The sequence below is a fragment of the Kitasatospora sp. SUK 42 genome, from assembly GCF_015776785.2.
Taxonomy (GTDB): domain Bacteria; phylum Actinomycetota; class Actinomycetes; order Streptomycetales; family Streptomycetaceae; genus Kitasatospora.
Genome location: NZ_LFMD02000007.1, coordinates 483,510 through 501,435 on the forward strand (window position 1 = coordinate 483,510; position 17,926 = coordinate 501,435).

Annotated in this window: 18 protein-coding genes; 9 read left to right on the top strand and 9 right to left on the bottom strand. The window is 74.7% G+C overall.

The window, feature by feature from the left end; all coding sequences use genetic code 11:
- Positions 1-49 precede the first annotated feature (49 nt).
- The gene (locus RZ50_RS23845) at positions 50-943 is read right to left on the bottom strand and encodes an SDR family NAD(P)-dependent oxidoreductase (protein ID WP_196952809.1); all 894 of its coding nucleotides are present in this window, start codon (positions 941-943) and stop codon (positions 50-52) included.
- Positions 944-1,023: 80 nt separating this feature from the next.
- Here RZ50_RS23845 and RZ50_RS23850 point away from each other — a divergent pair, with 80 nt between their 5' ends.
- From RZ50_RS23850 to RZ50_RS23880, 7 genes are all read left to right on the top strand, one after another.
- Positions 1,024-1,692, top strand: coding sequence for a TetR/AcrR family transcriptional regulator (locus RZ50_RS23850; protein WP_196952782.1), 669 nt, complete (start codon positions 1,024-1,026; stop codon positions 1,690-1,692).
- 107 nt (positions 1,693-1,799) lie between these two features.
- On the top strand, positions 1,800-1,988 hold the full coding sequence (locus tag RZ50_RS23855) for a DUF1508 domain-containing protein (protein WP_196952781.1): 189 nt from the start codon (positions 1,800-1,802) through the stop codon (positions 1,986-1,988).
- A gap of 146 nt (positions 1,989-2,134) precedes the next feature.
- Complete coding sequence (locus RZ50_RS23860) at positions 2,135-3,355, top strand: glycosyltransferase family 1 protein (RefSeq protein ID WP_217680810.1); 1,221 nt, start codon at positions 2,135-2,137, stop codon at positions 3,353-3,355.
- Positions 3,352-4,533 (top strand): glycosyltransferase, encoded by a 1,182-nt coding sequence (locus RZ50_RS23865; protein WP_217680812.1) that lies wholly within the window; start codon positions 3,352-3,354, stop codon positions 4,531-4,533. Before RZ50_RS23860 ends, RZ50_RS23865 begins: the two co-directional genes overlap by 4 nt.
- The gene (locus RZ50_RS23870; protein WP_196952846.1) at positions 4,508-5,392 is read left to right on the top strand and encodes an SGNH/GDSL hydrolase family protein; all 885 of its coding nucleotides are present in this window, start codon (positions 4,508-4,510) and stop codon (positions 5,390-5,392) included. The genes RZ50_RS23865 and RZ50_RS23870 overlap by 26 nt, the downstream gene beginning before the upstream one ends.
- A gap of 152 nt (positions 5,393-5,544) precedes the next feature.
- Complete coding sequence (locus tag RZ50_RS23875) at positions 5,545-6,684, top strand: NUDIX hydrolase (protein WP_196952845.1); 1,140 nt, start codon at positions 5,545-5,547, stop codon at positions 6,682-6,684.
- Between the two features lie 10 nt (positions 6,685-6,694).
- The gene (locus RZ50_RS23880; RefSeq protein ID WP_196952844.1) at positions 6,695-7,096 is read left to right on the top strand and encodes a DUF6188 family protein; all 402 of its coding nucleotides are present in this window, start codon (positions 6,695-6,697) and stop codon (positions 7,094-7,096) included.
- Positions 7,097-7,210: 114 nt separating this feature from the next.
- Here RZ50_RS23880 and RZ50_RS23885 read toward each other — a convergent pair whose 3' ends face one another.
- The 5 genes from RZ50_RS23885 to RZ50_RS23905 form a co-directional block, all read right to left on the bottom strand.
- The gene (locus tag RZ50_RS23885; RefSeq protein ID WP_196952843.1) at positions 7,211-7,585 is read right to left on the bottom strand and encodes a hypothetical protein; all 375 of its coding nucleotides are present in this window, start codon (positions 7,583-7,585) and stop codon (positions 7,211-7,213) included.
- 69 nt (positions 7,586-7,654) lie between these two features.
- A complete protein-coding gene (locus RZ50_RS23890; protein ID WP_308272142.1) occupies positions 7,655-8,050 on the bottom strand; it encodes a roadblock/LC7 domain-containing protein in 396 nt (131 codons plus the stop codon).
- An 82-nt stretch (positions 8,051-8,132) separates the two neighbouring features.
- Positions 8,133-9,206, bottom strand: coding sequence for a hypothetical protein (locus RZ50_RS23895; RefSeq protein WP_196952841.1), 1,074 nt, complete (start codon positions 9,204-9,206; stop codon positions 8,133-8,135).
- Positions 9,203-9,586 (bottom strand): hypothetical protein, encoded by a 384-nt coding sequence (locus RZ50_RS23900; RefSeq protein WP_196952840.1) that lies wholly within the window; start codon positions 9,584-9,586, stop codon positions 9,203-9,205. Before RZ50_RS23900 ends, RZ50_RS23895 begins: the two co-directional genes overlap by 4 nt.
- Positions 9,587-10,265: 679 nt before the next feature.
- Positions 10,266-10,880: a TetR/AcrR family transcriptional regulator gene (locus RZ50_RS23905; protein WP_196952839.1), complete on the bottom strand. Its 615-nt coding sequence runs from the start codon at positions 10,878-10,880 to the stop codon at positions 10,266-10,268.
- Positions 10,881-11,089: 209 nt separating this feature from the next.
- Here RZ50_RS23905 and RZ50_RS23910 point away from each other — a divergent pair, with 209 nt between their 5' ends.
- Both RZ50_RS23910 and RZ50_RS23915 read left to right on the top strand, forming a co-directional pair.
- Positions 11,090-12,757: an amidohydrolase gene (locus RZ50_RS23910; protein ID WP_196952838.1), complete on the top strand. Its 1,668-nt coding sequence runs from the start codon at positions 11,090-11,092 to the stop codon at positions 12,755-12,757.
- Positions 12,758-12,988: 231 nt separating this feature from the next.
- A complete protein-coding gene (locus RZ50_RS23915; RefSeq protein WP_196952837.1) occupies positions 12,989-14,476 on the top strand; it encodes an APC family permease in 1,488 nt (495 codons plus the stop codon).
- 33 nt (positions 14,477-14,509) lie between these two features.
- On the opposite strand, the gene RZ50_RS23920 is transcribed toward RZ50_RS23915, so the two are convergent.
- From RZ50_RS23920 to RZ50_RS23930, 3 genes are all read right to left on the bottom strand, one after another.
- Complete coding sequence (locus RZ50_RS23920) at positions 14,510-15,565, bottom strand: LLM class flavin-dependent oxidoreductase (RefSeq protein ID WP_196952849.1); 1,056 nt, start codon at positions 15,563-15,565, stop codon at positions 14,510-14,512.
- Positions 15,566-15,646: 81 nt separating this feature from the next.
- Positions 15,647-16,252 (bottom strand): DUF2269 domain-containing protein, encoded by a 606-nt coding sequence (locus RZ50_RS23925; RefSeq protein WP_308272145.1) that lies wholly within the window; start codon positions 16,250-16,252, stop codon positions 15,647-15,649.
- Positions 16,253-16,420: 168 nt separating this feature from the next.
- On the bottom strand, positions 16,421-17,587 hold the full coding sequence (locus tag RZ50_RS23930) for a peptidoglycan-binding protein (protein ID WP_196952836.1): 1,167 nt from the start codon (positions 17,585-17,587) through the stop codon (positions 16,421-16,423).
- Between the last annotated feature and the right edge of the window lie 339 nt (positions 17,588-17,926).

Below are 17,926 nucleotides of genomic sequence, written 5' to 3' on the forward strand. Positions count from 1 at the left end.
CGGGTGCCGGAATCGTCCGGCACCCGCCACGGGCGCGTTCGGAGGCCGCTCAGCTTGCCTGGTCGGACGGGAAGGCCACGGGGTACGGCTCGGCGAAGTCGGCCGAGCGGGAGACCTCGCGCCACCTGGTGTCCTCCTCCAGGAGCCGCCGGTCCATGGCGATGGAACTCTCCGCCGCGTTGACCCCGAGCGGCAGGTGGTCCGGGATGTCGCGCCGCTTGGCCACCCGTACGAGGATCCCGGCGGCGCGGACCGGATCGCCCGCGGCGCCGGCGTCGCCCTGCCGCAGCCGCTTGTTGAGGGCGCCTACCGTCTCGGCGTAGGCCGCCGGGATGTCGTGGACGACCATCGAGGAGCCGGCCCAGTCGGTGCGGAAGCCGCTGGGCTCGACGACCAGCACCTTCACCCCGAACGGCGCCGTCTCGACGCGCAGCACCCGGCTGAACCCGTCGATGGCGAACTTGGCCGCCTGGTAGGAGGCGATCCCCGGGGAGCCGCCGACCCTTCCGCCCACCGAGGAGAACTGCATGACCAGCCCGCCCCGCTGCTCGCGCAACAGCGGCAGCGCGGCCTTGGTGACGTTGTACACGCCCCAGAAGTTGGTCTCGAACTGCGCGCGGAAGTCGGCGTCCTCGGTGGTCTCGATCGGCGACACGTTGGCGTAGCCGGCGTTGTTCACCAGCACGTCGATCCGCCCGAAGTGCGCGTGAGCCTCGGCGACGGCCGCGCGTGCGGCTTCCGGGTCGGTGACGTCCAGCGCGATCGGGCGAATCCGGTCGCCGAACTCCTCGGCGAGGTCGGCCAGCTGCTCCGGGCGGCGGGCGGTCGCGGCCACCCGGTCGCCGGCTTCGAGTGCCGCCCGCACGAGGGTTCGCCCGAAGCCCCGCGAGCTGCCGGTGATGAACCAGGTCTGTTCCATGCCCTGCTCCGTGTTCTGTTCCATGCCGTTAGTAAAACACCGTTGCGCTATTAGTGCAACGCCGTTGCGCTAATAAGGCAACGGCGTCGCCTTACCATGGGCACGTGGATGAAGCATCGGAGTTCCAGCGCGCACGTTCGCCCGAGGCCAAGCGGCGACGCGAGGCCTCGATCCTGGAGGCCGCCCGGTCGCTCGGCGGGGAGCGCGGCATCAGGGACATCACCCTCACGGACATCGCCACCGCGGTCGGGATGCACAAGTCGGCGCTGCTGCGGTACTTCGAGACGCGCGAGGAGATCTTCCTGCGGCTGACCGCGGAGGGCTGGCAGGAGTGGTCGGACGCGCTGTCCGCACGGCTGCGGGAGAACGCCGAACCGGGCCCGGCGTCCGTCGCCCGGGCGTTCGCCGCCACGCTCGCGGCCCGCGGGCTGTTCTGCGATCTGCTCGCGCACGCGCCGCTCAACCTTGAGCGAAACGTTTCACTCACCGCGGTGCGCGACTTCAAGCTCGCCACCCTCGCCGCCCGCGGGCCGATCACCGCGGCCGTCCGCGAACAGCTGCCCGCGCTCGACGACCAGGACGTCACCGACCTGGTCGCCACCGCCGTCTCACTCGCCGGGGCACTGTGGCAGATCGCCAACCCGGGCACGGAGGTCGCCGCCCTCTACCGCAGCGACCCGCGGCTCGCCCACGCCGTCATCGAGGTCGAGCCCCGCCTCGCCCGCGTCCTCACCGCGACGATCACCGGACTGGCCGCGGCGCCACCCGCCTGACCGGCCTCGCCGCGAGCACTCGGATGGATCATCTGACGTGCCGGGCAAGGGATTTGACCGTACGGTGCGATGCCAGGGGGTTACCTGAGCGAGAGGTGTCTACTGGCATGGCCGGGAAGTTCGAGCTGTACAAGGACGAGAGCGGGATGCACCGGTTCCGGCTCAAGGCGAGCAACGGGGCGATCGTGGTGACCGGCGACCCGCACGAGAGCAAGGACGACTGCCTGAAGAGCATCGAGTCGATCCGCAAGCTCGCGCCGTACGCGGAACTCAAGGAAGCCGCCGGGTCGGCCTGATACGGCCGGGGCCCGTCCGGCGGAACCCTGCCGGACGGGCCCCACTACGGAACGCGCGGGTCGGCGGTGCAAATCGCCGACCCGCGTTCGCCTGCACGACAGATCCCTTTGGCCGGAAGCACGCCGGGCGCGGAGACAACACTGGCATGCGCGTCGCCATCGTCACCGAATCCTTCCCCCCCGAGGTCAACGGAGTCGCCCACAGCGTGCTGCGGACGGCCGAGCACCTGGCCCGCCGGGGCCACCAGCCCCTCGTCGTCACCCCCGCACCCGCACGCGGCGCCCAGTGCCCGCCGGAGACCTTCGGCGGCGCCGACGGGGTGGAGATCCCCGTGGTGCGGATCCCCTCGATGCCACTGCCCGGGTACCCCCAGGTGCGGATCGCCCTGCCGAGCCGGCAGCTGGCGGCCGCGATCGCCGGGCACCGGCCGGACCTCGTGCACCTGGCCAGCCCGTTCGTGCTCGGCGCGCGCGGGATGCAGGTCGCGGCGCGGCTCGGGGTGCCCGCCGTGGCCGTCTACCAGACCGACCTGGCCGGGTACGCGCACGCCTACCGGGCCGGGCGGGGGCTCGGGGAGGCCGCGGCCTGGCGGCGGATCCGGGCCGTGCACCGGGCGGCCGCCCGGACGCTGGCGCCGTCCACCCCGGCCGCGCAGGACCTCACCGCGCACGGGGTGCCCCGGGTGCAGCTGTGGCCGCGCGGGGTGGACTCGGTGCGCTTCCACCCCCGGCACCGCGACGAGGCGCTGCACCGGGCGCTCGCCCCGGGCGGCGAGGTGCTGGTCGGGTACGTCGGGCGGCTGGCGCCGGAGAAGCGGGTGGACCTGCTCGCGGCGGCCTCCGCCCTGCCCGGGGTACGGGTCGTGGTGGTCGGGGACGGGCCCTCGGCGCCCGGACTCAAGGCCGCCATGCCCGGCGCGGTGTTCCTGGGACGGCGCACCGGCGAGGAGCTGGCGCGATGTTTCGCGACCCTGGACGTCTTCGTGCACACCGGCCCGCTGGAGACCTTCTGCCAGACCATCCAGGAGGCGATGGCCAGCGGCGTGCCGGTGATCGGCCCCGCGGCCGGCGGCCCGCTCGACCTGGTCGCCCACCACCGCACCGGACTGCTGGTGCCGCCGAGGGACGCGGCCGCCGTCGCCCGGGCGGTGGCCGAGCTGGCCGCCGATCCGGCGCGGCGCGCCGCGTACGGGCAGGCCGGGCGGGCCGAGGTGACCGCCCGCACCTGGGAGGCGGTCGGCGACCTGCTGCTACGGCACTACGCCGAGGTGCTGGCCGAACACCGGGGGCTGCCGCTGCCGCCCGCTCCCCCGACGGCGGCCGCCCCGGCGCTGCCGCCCGCCCTGCCGGAGGAGCTGCCTGCATGACCGCCCCCCTGACCATCGTGCGGCTCGCCAACTTCGTCACCCCGGTCTCCGGCGGGCTGCGCACCGCGCTGCGCCACCTCGGCGCCGGGTACCGGGCCGCCGGGCACCGGCCGGTGCTGATCGTGCCCGGCGAGCGCCGCGCCGAGGAGGAGACCGAGCAGGGCCTGGTGGTCACCCTGCCCGGCCCGGTGCTGCCCGCCAGCGGCGGCTACCGGCTGCTCGCCGACCGGCGGGCGGTGGCCGCCGAACTGACCCGGCTCGGCCCCGACCGGCTGGAGGTCTCCGACCGGACGACCCTGCGCTGGACCGGCACCTGGGCCCGGCGGCACGGCGTCCGCTCGGTGATGGTCTCGCACGAGAGCGCCACCGGGCTGCTGCGCACCTGGGGCCTGCCCGGTCCGCTCGCCGCCGCGGCCGCCGACCGGCTCAACGCCGCCACCGCCCGCGCCTACGACTCGGTGCTCTGCACCACCGACTGGGCGGCGGCGGAGTTCCGCCGGATCGGCGTGCCCAACCTGGTCCGGGCCCCGCTCGGGGTGGACCTGGCGGCGATGCGACCGCTGCCACCGGCCCGGCGGGCGGCGGAGCGGGCCCGGTACGCGACCCCTGAGCAGGTGCTGCTGGTGCTCTGCTCCCGGCTCTCGGCGGAGAAGCGGCCCGAGCGGGCGGTCGAGGCGCTGGCCCGGCTGCGGGCGCGCGGGCTGCCCGCCGTCCTCGTGGTGGCCGGGACGGGACCGCTGCGGGAGCGGCTGGCGGCCCGGGCCGCACGGCTGCGCCTGCCGGTGCGCCTCCTCGGGCACCTCGACGGGCGCGAGGCCGTCGCCCGGCTGCTGGGCTGCGCGGACGTGGTGCTGGCGCCCGGGCCGGTGGAGACCTTCGGGCTGGCCGCGCTGGAGGCGCTGGCCTGCGGCACGCCGGTCGCGGTCAGCCGCTCCTCCGCGCTGCCCGCGCTGATCGGGTCCGCCGGGGTGGCGGCCGCCGACAGTGGGCCCGGATTCGCTGCGGCCGTACGGGAGTTGCTGGCGAGGCCGGAGGAGGTGCGGCGCTCGACCGCCCGGGCGCAGGCCGAGCGGTACGGCTGGCCGGCGGCGGTGGCGGCCTTCCTGGCGGCCCATGGAGCGGGGAACTTCGAGGCGGTGGACGGGGGTTGGGATGAGCCTGCTGGACGTCGGGCCTGACCGGTCGGCGGAGGAGCGCCCGGCGGCGGGCGAGTTGCTGCGGTTCGTCGCACTCGGCGACTCGCTGACGGAAGGAATCGGGGACCAGGTCGGCGAGGGCTGGCGCGGCTGGGCCGCCGTCCTGGCACACTCACTGGCACCCGGGGGCCGGGAGGTCGAGTTCACCAACCTGGCCTACAGCGGAGCACTGACCACGGAACTGACGACACGTCAACTGCCGCGCGCGCTGGCCAGGAGGCCGCAGCTGGCGGCGGTGGTGGTCGGCGGCAACGACACCCTGCGGGCGGGTTTCGACATCCGGCGCACCACCCTGGAGCTGGACGCCACCCTGGGCGAACTCTCCGGCCACGGCGCGACCCTGCTGACCGCCTGCCTGCCCGACCCCGGTTCGCTGCTCCGGCTCCCGGCGCCACTCGGCCGCCCGCTGGCCCGGCGGATGCGGGCGGTCAACACCGTGGTGCACGCACTCACCGCGCGCCACCGGGCGGTGCACCTGCACATCGCCGAGCTGCCCTGGTACGAGGAGCGCCGGCTGCTCAGCGTCGACCGCCTCCACCCCAGCGCCGAGGGGCACCACCTGATCGCCCGCCGCTTCCACGGCCTGCTCGCCGACGCCGGCCACCCGCTCGGCCCGCCGCCCGCCGCCACCGCCGCCGAGCCGCCGCCGGGCCTGGCCGCCGACCTGTGGTGGATGGCCACCCAGGGCACCCGCTGGGTGGCCGCCCGCAGCACCGACCTGCTGCCGGGCCTGCTCGCCCTGGCGGCGGCGGAGGGCTACGCCCGCCTGCGCGGGGCGAGCGGCCGCTACGACGAGCAGATGGCCCGGGCGGCGGCGCGGGCGCTGGCGGAGCTGGGCTGACCCGCCTTCAAACTCCCGTCTGCGGGGCGACGCCGGGGCCCGCCTCCGGGTCCGTGTCACCCGTGAACGGCGGTCGATGCGGGGGCCGGACGGGAACCATGGAGGTGGCCGGGGGTGTCGTCCCCGGGTGGAGAGCCGTGGAGGGAGCTGGGGTGGAGGCGTCGGATACGGACGGGCGGGGGATTCTGGCAGCGGCCGGGGTGCTGTTCCCGGACAGGCAGGGGCGGGTGCTGGTGGTGCGGCTGCCGTACGACCGCAAGCACCCGGTGGCGGTGCCGGGCGGCGGATGGGAGCCCACGGACCACTCGCCGCGGGCGACGGCCGTACGGGAGATCGCCGAGGAGCTGGGGTTCACGCCCCGGTTGGGGCCGCTGGCCTGCGTGGACTGGGCGCTCGGCCCGAGCCGTCCGCCGATCGTGGCGTACCTGTACTGGGGCGAGCCGCTGACGGCGGAGCAGGCGGCGGCGATCCGGCCGGACACGGCGGAGGTCGGCGGCTGGGTGTGGCTGACGGTGGAGCAGGCGGCGCACGCGCTGCCGCCCCGGCTGTCACGGCGGGTGACGGCCTGTCTGCGGGCGCCGCGTACGGCCGGGCCGCTGGAACTGGAGGACAGCCGGCCCGTCGGGCACACGCTGCTGGAGCTGCCCGCCCACGGGCCGGTGCCGGAGTACACCGGGCTGGCCGACGCGCCCGGGCTGGGGGCGGCGGCGCCCGGTCCGGCGGCGCCGGAGCCGCCGATGGACCGGGACACCTACTACGCCAGCCGGCCGCGGATCCGGGCGAAGGCCCGGGCACTGTTCACCGACGGTGACGGCCGGGTGCTGCTGGTGCGGCTCCGGCCGTGGGACGGGCCGCGCGGGCGGGTGCCCTACTGGACGCTGCCCGGCGGCGGGGTCGAGGCGGACCGGGAGGGGCCCCGGGCTGCGGCACGGCGGGAGATCCACGAGGAGCTGGGCTGGCGGGTCGAGCCCGGACGGCTGCTGGCGCTGGACTGGCAGCCGGGAACGGCGGCCGACCCGGGGGCCGACCCGGCGACCGGCCGGGACACCGCCGTCCTGGTGTACGTGTTCGACGGCGGGACGGTGACGGAGGAACTGCTCGGCTCGATCGAGCTTCCGGAGCAGGAACTGGTGGACTGGCGGCTCTGCGACCCGGACGAGGCGCGGGCGCTGCTGTCCGAACCGTCCTGGGCCCGTACGGCCGCCGCGCTGGCCGCCCGGGCGCGGCCCGGCGGACCGGTCGAGCTGGTGCGCGGGCAGGTGGTCACCGGACAGGAGCCGCCACCCGGGTGACACTGGGGGCATGCGGAACACGATCGCGGAAGCGCTGGCCGGTCACCGGGTGGAGTCGGTCAGCGGCGGAGGCCGGCTCGACCTGCGGCTCGACGGGTCGGTGACGGTACGGGTGGCCCACGACTTCCGCTTCGCGGCGCCGTCCTTCGCCGCGCCGACCGGGGTCGAGCACTTCTTCCCGGCGCTGACCTTCCGGCCGAGCCCGGGCCTGCTGGGGCTGGTCGGCCGGACCGTCGACAGTGCCCGGATCACCCCGGCCGGCGGCCTGGAGCTGGGCTTCGGCGAGGGCGGGGCGCTGTCCGTGCCGCCGCACGCGCTGCTCGCGCCGTGGAGCGTGCTGACCGCCGAGGGCGCGCTGTGCGCCGGACTGCCGGGCGGCGAGGTCCGGTGGACGGAGCCCGACGGGGGCTGAGCCGGTGGCACGCGCCGGCGGGAGCCCGGCGGGGCCGGCGGGAGCCCGGCGGGGCCGGCGGGAGCCCGGCGGGGCCTGGGCCGCCGCCGGGGCCTCGTCCGGCCGCTCTGCGGGTCAGACCTCCAGGTCCGCCTCGATCCTGGTGAGCTGGTGGCGGGCCATCGCCAGGTTGGCGCGGGCCTTGTCCAGCGCCAGGTAGAGGAAGAGGCCCTTGCCGGTGCGGCCGGTGAGCGGGCGGATCAGGTGGTACTGGCTGGTCAGGGTGATCAGGATGTCCTCGATGCCGTCCTGCAGGCCGAGCATGTCCATGGTGCGCATCTTGGCCCGGACCACGTCGGTGTTCCCGGCCGCGGCCACGTTGAGGTCCAGGCCGCCGGGGCCGTCGAGGGTGGCGAGCGCCATGCCGCTGTTGTAGTCCACGAGGGCCGCGCCGATGGCGCCCTCGATGCTGGTCATGGCCTGCTTGAGCGCGCCGGCTGCGTCGGTCATGGTAGTCAACTCCCGGTGATCGATGTCTTGTTGATGGGGTGTGGCGGTGGGTTCGGGTGGTGGTCGGGGTCAGCCCGCGTCCAGCGACTCCTTGGGCGCCAGGGCGCCGCTCAGCAGCGCGGCGATGCGCTGGGCGCAGCGGCGGGCCTCCAGGTGGAGCCGGCCGACGTTGACGTCCGGGTGCGCCAGCAGGGTCAGCACACAGCTGCCGCCGGCGGCGTACGTGGCGACGTAGCCGTGCTCTCCGCGCACCAGCGACTCCCGGAACTCGCCCTGGCCGGTGGTGTCGGCGAGCCGCTGGGCCAGCGACAGCGAGGCCGCCGTCATCGCGGCCAGGCCTGAGGGTTCGGTGCCGTGGGTGTCGTGCGCGATCAACAGGCCGTCCACGCTGGCCACCAGGCCGCCCGCGAGGTGCGGGACGCGGCGCTTGACGGCGCGGAGTTCGGCGAGCAGCTCGGTCTCCAAGGCGATCAGTTGTCTCCTTCCGACACGCTGCTTGAGCGCCCGCCTCATGGCCGGTACGGCGGGGTCGCGGGCGGAGAGTTGCTCAAAGTCGGGCCTCCAGTAGGTCTCGGACCCGGGTCAGCAGCGCGATGTCCGGGTCGGGGACGGCCGGCGGGTGGGCCGCGGCCGGGGTGGGCGGTCGGTCGGAGCGCGTGGGGGCGGGGGGACGGGCCGGGGCTCCCGTCGGGTCGGTTGCCGGGGCGCCGCGGAGGGTGGCACCGGGGATCCTGCGGTGCAGGCCTCCGGGCCGTCCTTTCGCTCCTCCGGCTCCCGGCGGCCGCGGGGGGACTTCGGCTGCCCCGGCGGGGACTTGAGGCGCCCGGGCGGGAGCTTGAGGCGCCTGCGCGGGGGTCTGGGCCGCCTGGCCGGGCGCGGGTGCGGCGTGGTGCGGGGCGTCGAGCAGTCCGGCGGCGGCCAGGCGGCGGACGTCCGCCGTCACGCCGAAGCCGGAGCGGCCAAGCAGCCGGGCCAGGTCCGCCGGGGTTCTTCGACCGTCGGCGTGGTCGAGCAGTTCGCACCGGCGGCGGCCGGGCGGGCGGTGCGAGGGGCGCCGATGGTGCTCGACCGGGCGGACGGGCGCCGTGTCGAGCTGTGGCCAGGGCCAGATCCGGTCGAGGAGCCGGCGTCGGCGCTCGGCCTCGCGGTGCAGTCGCGCCGGGTCGACCGCGGCCACCGCTCCGAGCCAGTGCCGGGCGTCGGGTTCGAAGCGCCAGGTGCCGCCGGCCCGGTCGGCGAGGACGAAGTAGGCGGCGTCGAACAGCGTTCCCAGGTGGCCGAGTTCGAGTTCGCCACGGGTGAGCAGGCGGCGGTCGACCAGTTCCGCGCCGACCCGCCCGTGCGGGCCGTGGAGACGGAGGAGCTCGAACCAGTCTCCGGGGGTGGTCCGGCCGCAGCCGGTGAGCAGGTCGGCCAGGCCGGGGGCGCGCGGGGACTCGGCGGCGGTCACCAGGCCGTCGACCAGGTACAGGCTGCCGAGCGGGCCGTGCAGGGCTCCGGTGGCGCGGCGGTCGGAGAGCAGGGCGACGGCCTCGGCCGGGGTCCGGGGCACGACGGGGTCGGGCCGGCCGACCGGCTCGGCCGGTGTGGACGTCGCCGTTGGTTCGGCGGTCGCGCTCACCCCAGCACCAGTTCCTCGGCGAGCGCCTGGAGGCGGAAGCGGGCGGCGGCGAGGTTGCCGGCTTCGCGGTCCAGCCAGAGGTGCAGGACGAGTCGGCTGTCGAAGACGGTGTCGATGAAGCGGATCAGGTGGTAGCTGCGGCCGGCGGTGACGATGATGTCCTCCAACGGGGAGCTCCGGTCCTCCGCCGCGGTGAAGGTCTGGCTCTCAACTGCCGCTCGTACCAGGTCGGTTGCCTCGGCGGCGGAGGCCTCGTGGTCACCGGTCGGGCTCTCGCCGAGGCTGCCGAGGGCGAGTCCGCTGCTCCAGTCGACCAGGCTCGCGGCGCGCGCCCCGGCAATCGCCATCGCCCCGGAGAGGCATTCGTCGATACCCGGCACACCGGCTCCTTCGCGGGGTCTGGGCGGCCGGGCGCAGCACGGCTCCGGCCGGGTCGCCACCAGCAGTGGCAGGTTCGACACGGAAGGCTACTGGCGGATCTCATGCGACGAACATTCCAATGGCATATTCACACCAGTAACGGCCAGTTCTGGCCAAGATGTGACGATGCGTCAGTCCTGCCCGACAGGCAAACCCGCTGGCCGGTCGGCCGTCACGGACGGCCGCCCACCGGCCACCTGGCACGGGACCTTGGCCGGTATCCGGCCACGGTGGCGAGTTTCGAGCCCGAAAGTGCGATAAGAGGCCGAGCCTGGAAGGCGCATGACGACGTGCATGACGACGTGCATGACGACCTGCATGACGAAGTGCACGACGAAGCGCGAGGCGAAGTGCGTACGACGAAGGGGCCCGTTCCGCTGGACGGAACGAGCCCCTTCGGGTGGAGCGCCAGGCCCGGATCGCACGGACTCTTCCTACTGAAAGTAGGACGTGCTCTGGTAGCACCGCTGACGCCTGCTCGGGAGATTTCGTTTTCCGAAGATCACTTCCTCCCGACGAGAAGAACAGTAGCAGGTCATCACGCCTGGTCAGAAATCGAAAACAATCGAACGGGACCGGGCGGGAGTCACCGGGGCCGGGCGAGGGCCGGGCGAGGAGCGAGCGCGGGGCAGCCCGGCCTCATGACCGGTCCAGCAGCGCTCCGTAACCGGCGATCAGGGCGGCGAGGCCGAGGTCGAAGGCCTGGTCGGCACGTTCGCGACCGGCGGGCACGGCGTCCAGGGCCCCGGCCAGCCGCGGGGTGGCCGCACGGTCGACGGCGTCGACCATGACGTCCGGCGCGACCAGGTCCAGGGCCGAGCCGAGGATGAAGCTCTCCAACGCCGTGATCACGCCCATCACGTCACCGGCGGCGAAGCCGGCGTCCTCCAGGGTGGCGACGGCCCGTTCGTACAGCTCGTGCATGAACGATTCGGCGAGCGGGGCGGTGGCGAGCAGCCGGACGATGCCGGGGTGCCCGGCGAAGGCGTCCCGGTAGGCGTGCGCCCAGGTGCGCAGCGCGGCGTCCCAGGACTGGTCCCACATCGACTGCTCGCCGATCGTGCGCACCAGTTCGGCGCGCATCAGGGCGACGATCTCGGCCCGGCCGGCCACGTGGTGGTAGAGCGCGGACGGGCTGACCTTGAGGGCGCCGGCCAGGGCGGGGATGGTGAGGTCGCCCGCCTCGTCGACCAGCCGCAGCGCGGTGTCCACGATGCGCTGCCGGTCCAGCAGGGGTGTTCGCGGCCTGGCCATGCCCGTCCCTCGTTCTCGTGTTCACCATGGGGGCGGGGGACGGCGGCCCCCAAGTTCAAGATCATCGTTATCCAAGCGTTATTGAATGGCTTTCAATAAAACTCTTCCGCACCCGCCGGTGCCGCGCCTACGGTAACCGAAACCCATTCGGTTTAGGCGGGCCCCGGCAACCCGGCCCGCCCTGCCCCGGAGAGGACGCACACCCCCGTATGCGTGCCGACACGATCTTCACCGGAGGCCGGATCCACACCGGAGACCCCGCCCTCCCCCGCACCCACGCGCTCGCCGTCACCGCCGGACGGATCACCGCCCTCGGCGACGCCGCGCTCGCCCTGCGCGACGAGCACACCGAGACCGTCGACCTGGACGGCGGCGCCCTGCTGCCCTCCTTCGGCGACGGCCACATCCACCCCCTGCTCGGCGGCCTCGGCCTGCGCGGAGTGCCGGTGCGCGACTGCACCAGCCTGGAGGAGGTCGTGGCCGCCGTCCGCGACTGGGCGCAGCGCCACCCCGAGGCGGAGTGGATCACCGGCGACGCGGTCAACCCCTGGCTGGCCGAAGGCGGGCTGTTCGACGCCCGGCTGCTGGACGCCGCGGTGCCCGACCGGCCGGTGCTGCTGCGCACCATGGACCACCACACCGGCTGGGCCAACAGCGAGGCGCTGCGCCGGGCCGGCTACGGGCCCGACACGCCCGAGCCCGTGGGCGGCGAGATCGTCCGCCGCCCGGACGGCAGCCCGCTCGGCACGCTGCGCGAGTTCGGCGCGCTCAACCCCGTGCTCGCACTCGTCCCGGTGCCCCCGCCGGCCGAGCAGGTCGCCGCGCTGCGCGAGACCACGGAGACCCTCGCCGCCGCCGGGATCACCTGGGTGCAGGACGCCTGGGTCGAACCCGCGCAGGTCGACACCTGGATCGCGGCGGTGGCCGAGGAGGAGCTGCCGGTGCGGGCCGGGCTCGCCCTGCTGCTCGAACCGGACGGCTGGCGCGAGCGGCTCCCCCGTCTGGCCGCCGACCGGGACCGGGTCGAGGCCGCCGGGCGCGGCCGGCTCACCGCCCGGGCGGTCAAGTTCTTCGCCGACGGTGTGATCGAGTCCGGCACGGCCGCGCTGCTGAAGCCGTACAGCGACTGCCCGCACTCGCACGGCGTCGCCAACTGGACCGCCGCCGAGCTGGCCGACGCCGTCACCGCCGTGGACGCGCTCGGCTTCCAGCCGCACATCCACGCCATCGGCGACCACGGCGTGCGGATCGCGCTGGACGCCGTCGAGGCCGCCGCGCGCCGCAACGGACACCGCGCCCGCCGACCGGTGATCGCCCACGTCCAGCTGGTGCACCCGGACGACCTCGCGCGCTTCGCCGAGCTCGGGGTGATCGCCAACTTCGAGCCGCTGTGGGCCCAGATCGACCCGCTGATGACCGAGCTCACCCTGCCCAGGATCGGCCCCGAGCGCGGCGCCCGGCAGTACCAGATCGCCGCCCTGCTGCGCGGCGGTGCCCGGATCTCCTTCGGCAGCGACTGGCCGGTCACCCGGTACGAACCGCTCGCCGGACTGGCCACCGCCGTCACCCGGCAGACCCCGGACGGCCTGCCGGAGGGCGGCTGGCTGCCGGAGGAGCGGATCGGACTCACCGAGGCGCTGGCCGCCTACTCGGCGGGCGTGGCGCACCAGGCCTTCGAGGAGGCCGAGTGGGGTGTGCTGCGGCCGGGCCTGCGGGCCGACCTGGTCCACCTGGCGACCGACCCGTACGCCGTACCGGCCGCCGAGCTCGCCTCGGTCGAGGTGGCCGGCACCTGGCTCGGCGGGCGGCGCACCCACGGCGCCGGCTCCGTGGCCGGCGGCTCCGCGCGCGGCGGAGCGCAGGCCCGAACGCGCTGAGGCACCCCCCTCACCGGTGCCCCCCTTCACCGGTACTCCGGCCACACCGGTACTCCGGCCACACCGGTACTCCGGCCTCACCGGTGCTCCGGCCCGGCCGTTCCCCACGGCGGCCGTGCCTCGTTCCCCTTGACGGCCGCCCCGGCCGTTTCCGTTCCCTCCGACGGCGGCCGACGCGTGATCGCCCTCGGCCGTCCTACCCTCGTTCGTACGACCCCAGGAGAGCCCCCCATGACCCTGCCCTCCGACACCGTCCCCGTCACCTCCGTCCCTCCCCCCGACACCGCCCGAGCCGACGGGCTGGAACGCGGTGTGCTCGGCACCGGCGACATCGTCTTCTTCGTCGTGGCCGCCGCCGCGCCGCTGACCGTGATGGCCGGCGTGGCGCCCTTCGCCATCTCCTTCGGCGGCATCGGCACACCGGTCGCCTACCTGGCCACCGGCGTCGTGCTGGCGCTGTTCGCGGTCGGGTTCACCGCCATGACCACGCACATCCGCAACGCCGGGGCCTTCTACGCCTACGTCACCCGGGGGCTCGGACGGGCCGCCGGGCTGGGCGCGGCGCTGCTCGCGGTGCTCTCGTACAACGCCATCCAGATCGGCATGTTCGGCGCCTTCGGGTTCTTCGCCCACACCACGGCCGCCGACCTGCTCGGGCTGGACCTGCCCTGGCCGGTCTGGGCGCTGTTCGGGGTGGCGGTGGTCTGGTTCCTCGGCTACCGCTCGATAAACCTCGGCGCCCGGGTGCTCGGGGCGCTGCTGATCGCCGAGACCGGGATCCTGCTGGTGCTCGCGGTGGCGGTGCTGGTCAAGGGCGGGGCGCACGGGCTCAGCCTGTCCTCGTTCGCGCCGCACAACGTGTTCTCCGGAGGCATGGGCGGGGTGCTCGGGCTCTCCTTCGCCGCCTTCATCGGCTTCGAGGCCACCGCGATCTACCGTGAGGAGGCCCGCCGGCCGCACCGGACCGTGCCGCGTGCCACCTACGCCGCGATCGCCTTCCTCGGTCTCTTCTACACCTTCATCACCTGGATGATCGTGCAGGCCTTCGGCGACTCGGGCGCCGTGGAGGCCGCCACGGCCGACCCGGCCGGGATGTTCTTCACCGCGATGACCGACTACGTCGGCGGCTGGGCCACCGACGTCCAGCGGGTGCTGATCGTCACCAGCCTGCTCGCCGCGCTGCTCGCCTTCCACAACACCATCACCCGGTACGGGTACGCGCTCGCGACCGAGCAGGCGGCCCCGGCCGCGCTCGGCCGGATCCACCCGCGCCACGGCTCGCCGTGGATCGGCGGCATCGCGCAGTCGGCGCTGGCGGCGGTGGCCGTCGTGGTGGCGGCGCTGATCGGGGCCGACCCGTACAACCAGTTCTTCCTCTGGGTGAACTCCCCCGGGGTGGTCGGCATCCTGGTGCTCCAGGCGCTGGCCGGGCTCGCCGTGTTCGCCTTCTTCCGCCGCAACCCGGCGGCGGCCCGGGCCTCCGGACGCTTCCGTACGGTCGTCGCGCCGCTCGCCGCCACCGCGCTGCTGTGCGGGGCGACGGCCCTGGTGGTGTGGCGGCTCGACCTGTTCACCAACGCCGGGCCGGAGGTCAACTGGCCGCTGGTCGCGATCGTGCCGGTGGTGTTCCTGACGGGCGTCGGGATCGCACTGCGGCTGCGGGCGCGACGGCCGGAGGTGTACGCGCGGCTGGGAACCTCCGAGGTGGACGCGGGCTGAACCGCGCCCGAGGGGTGGTCCGCCGGACAGACCCTAGGGCTTCGCGGACCCGGCGAAGGTCCGCACGCCCGCTCCCTGGCCTCGCGGCTGGCCGACCGCCTCGGCGAGCAGCCGGTAGGAGTCGAACAGCGCGGTGCGGTCGTAGGTGCTGGTCGCGACCAGGAACTCGTCCGCGCCGGTGCGCGTCACCAGGGCGGCCAGCTCGGCGGCGGCCTGTTCCGGGGTGCCGGCGATGTGGCCCTTGAGCGACTGCTCGAACGCCGCCCGCTCACGGGCGCTCATCGTCCGGGCCAGGATCTCGGGGGCCGGGGCCAGTGGCGGGAACTCCCCGTGGGTGCGGGAGTACGCGCCGGCCCAGGCCTCCGGAACGAGCAGCTCGCGCGCCCGCTCCTCGGTCTCGGCCACCGCGACCGTGCCGGAGACCACCACGTACGGCTCGGCGGCCTGCCCGGAGGGGCGGAAGCGGCTGCGGTAGCGGTCGATCGCGGCGAGCATCCGGTCCTCCCCCCGCGCGGCGGCGATCACCAGCGGCAGCCCGGCGTCGGCGGCCAGGTCGGCGCCCGTGCCGGTGGCCAGGACGAAGGCCGGGACGTGCAGGCCCTCGGCCGGGCGGGCGTGCACACCGCGGTGTGCCTGCTGCGAGCCGTCGAAGTACCCGAGCAGCTCGGCCAGCTGGGCGCCGAAGTCCTCCGCAGCGTCCTTCTCCCGCCCGAGCGCCCGCCGGACGCCGTCGGTGAAGCCCACCGAGCGGCCGAGCCCCATGTCGATCCGGCCGGGGAACAGCGATGCCAGCACGCCGAACTGCTCGGCGACCACCATGGGTTGGTGGTTGGGCAGCATCACCCCGCCGGTGCCGACCCGGATCCGGGTGGTGGCCGACGCCACCGCCGCGGCGAGCACCGTCGGCGCCGAGCCGGCCACCCCGGGCACCCCGTGGTGCTCGGAGACCCAGAACCGGTGGTAGCCGAGCCGCTCGGCCTCCCGGGCGAAGGCCACCGTGTCCCGCAGTGCCTGCGCCGGCTGCTCGCCCCGCCTGGTGCGGGAGCGGTCGAGGACGGAGAGCCTGGTCGCGGGCGTAGCACTGGTCACGTCGCTGGACAACGCCCTCCCGCCGGGCGGGCATTCCCCGGGGCCCGGGCCCCGGCGCGCGGGGCCGCGCCCTCCCTCGGCTCAGGAGCCCGCCCCGGGTATTCGGCCCGGTCGCCCGCCCTCGGCCTTGCGGCGGCCCCAGGGCTTGTAGACGGACAGGACGACGTTGAAGAGGTAGAGCGACAGCGCGACCGCCGGGACGATCACCGTGTTGTACCGGACGAATCCGAGGTCCGACGCCGGGATCGGGCCGGTCGGATGCGCGTCCGCCACCCGCACCGCGTCGTGCAGCCGGGCGGTGAGGGCGAAGACCGAGGCCGTCATCGCCCCGAGGGTCAGCCAGAACTTGGTGCTCACCCAGTAGTACCGGAACAGCCCCCAGGACGTGCCGAGCCCCAGTGCCACCCCGCTCAGGAGGCTGAGCAGGCTCAACGGCACGACCAGCGTGTCACCGAGCATGCCCATCGCCCGGTAGGCGGTTCTGAGCCGGTCGGCGTCGTCGGTGGTCAACGCCGTCACCGCCAGGGTGAGCAGGCAGAGCATCAGCGCCAGCCAGCTCACCGAGACGACGACGTGCAGGACGACCAGGCGCTTGCGCGCTCCCGGCGACAGGCGGTGGTCGGCGGACCGCCGCCCGGCGCCGGGGGCCGGCGCGGGCCGGGCGGCGGCTCCGGTGGACGAGCGCACGGGTACCTCCTTCGAGTCAGGGCCACGAGGACGCGACCAGACTCTCCCCACCGCCCGTCATCGGACATCTGACGACGGAAGTAACCTCGCCTACTCCCGCGCGAGTACGTGCCCACCCCTCACCGTGGGTGCCGAACTCCCCCGGGAGTACCGACGCCTCCTCGCCACTCAGCCCGTCACCGCGAAGCCCTGCGCCGCGCCCAGCCGCTGCAGCGAGTCCTGGCCGGGGATCCCGTCCGCCGCCGATCCGGAGTATCCGCACCGCCGCTGCCAGCCCGCGTACGCCGCGACCGTGAGGCTGCCGAAGGAGCCGTCCACCCACCGCTGTTCGAGCAGCCCCTCGTCCGCCAGCGCCTGCTCGACGATCGCCACCTCCGCCCCGTAGGTCAGGTGCCCCTGCTCGGCCGGCGGGTCGCTGTGCGCCGCCGCGACCACGTGGGCGAGCGAGACGGTGCGCGGCCCGGGCAGGTAGCCGAGCAGCCGCCGCAGCGAGGTCTCGCCCGGAACGCCGTCCGCCGCCGGTCCGGAGTAGCCCAGACTCCGCTGGTAGTCCGCGTAGTTCTCGGTGTCCGCGTCCGTCCAGTCCGGCCCGGGCCCGGAGTTGTAGTGGGCGCCGAAACCGCGCGCGACCAGCCCCCGCCCGACCGTGGTCACCTGGTAGCCGTGGGCGCCGTAGCCGTAGGCCAGGCCGTTGACGGTGACCTCGTACCGGGCCGGGCCGGCGCTCGGCGGCGGGGAGCCCGAGCCGCCCGTGAAGACGGGCCAGGAGCCGGGGTCGGTGTGGTCGTTGTAGGGCACGTGGGCGTGCGCGTACCAGCCGCCCTGGGTCTCCCACACCTGCTCGTCGCGGTGGGAGGAGAAGTCGGTCGGCAGGCCCATCGGCCACGCGTCGGGCACGCCCCAGGAGGAGATCCAGGCGTGGATCCGGTCCCAGCCGGCGCACGGGGTGTCGACGAGCCTGGGGTAGACCGCGCCCCCGTAGCGGCAGTACGGGAAGAACACCGCCTCGATCTGGATCACCACCCGCCCGGCCCGGTTGGTGCGGGTCGGGCTCTGGGCCGGGCTGAGCAGGCTCTTCGAACGGGAGTCGGCGGGGAACAGCTGGGCCATCCGGCCGATGAACGGGTCCCAGATCAGGTGCGGGGCGTCACCGGCCCCGCTGCCGGTGAAGTACGACACCAGGTCCTCGTAAGGCTCCCAGTCCAACGGCGCGGCCGCGGTCGCGTTGCGGTCCCAGGTGATGTGGGCGATGGCCTTCGGCGGGTACTGCTGGTCGGTCGACGCGTGATCGCCGAGGTCGTGCACCTCGGCACCGGGCAGCCACAGCTCGGGCATGCTGGCTCCTCCGAACGGCGTATGGACGTCCGAACGACGTACGAGGACGTCATTGCCGGTATCGGCAGGTTCACCCCTCGGATTAACCCCAATGGCCCAATGCGCGGCGTTGAACCTCCCAGGCCCGCACGGCCGTTCGGATCAACGATGGGAATTCGTCCTCGCGTACGGACCGGGGGCCGCGCCGCGTGCCGCCGGACCCGCGCCCAGCCCTGCCCGGAAAGGGGTCCGGGGGAAGCCCGGGAGGCCCTCGAAGCCGCCGGGCGGGGGCGTATTCCACCCCGCCACAGCCACCCTGTCAATCGTTGACTTCGGAAATGGTCTAGTCCACCGTAGTGC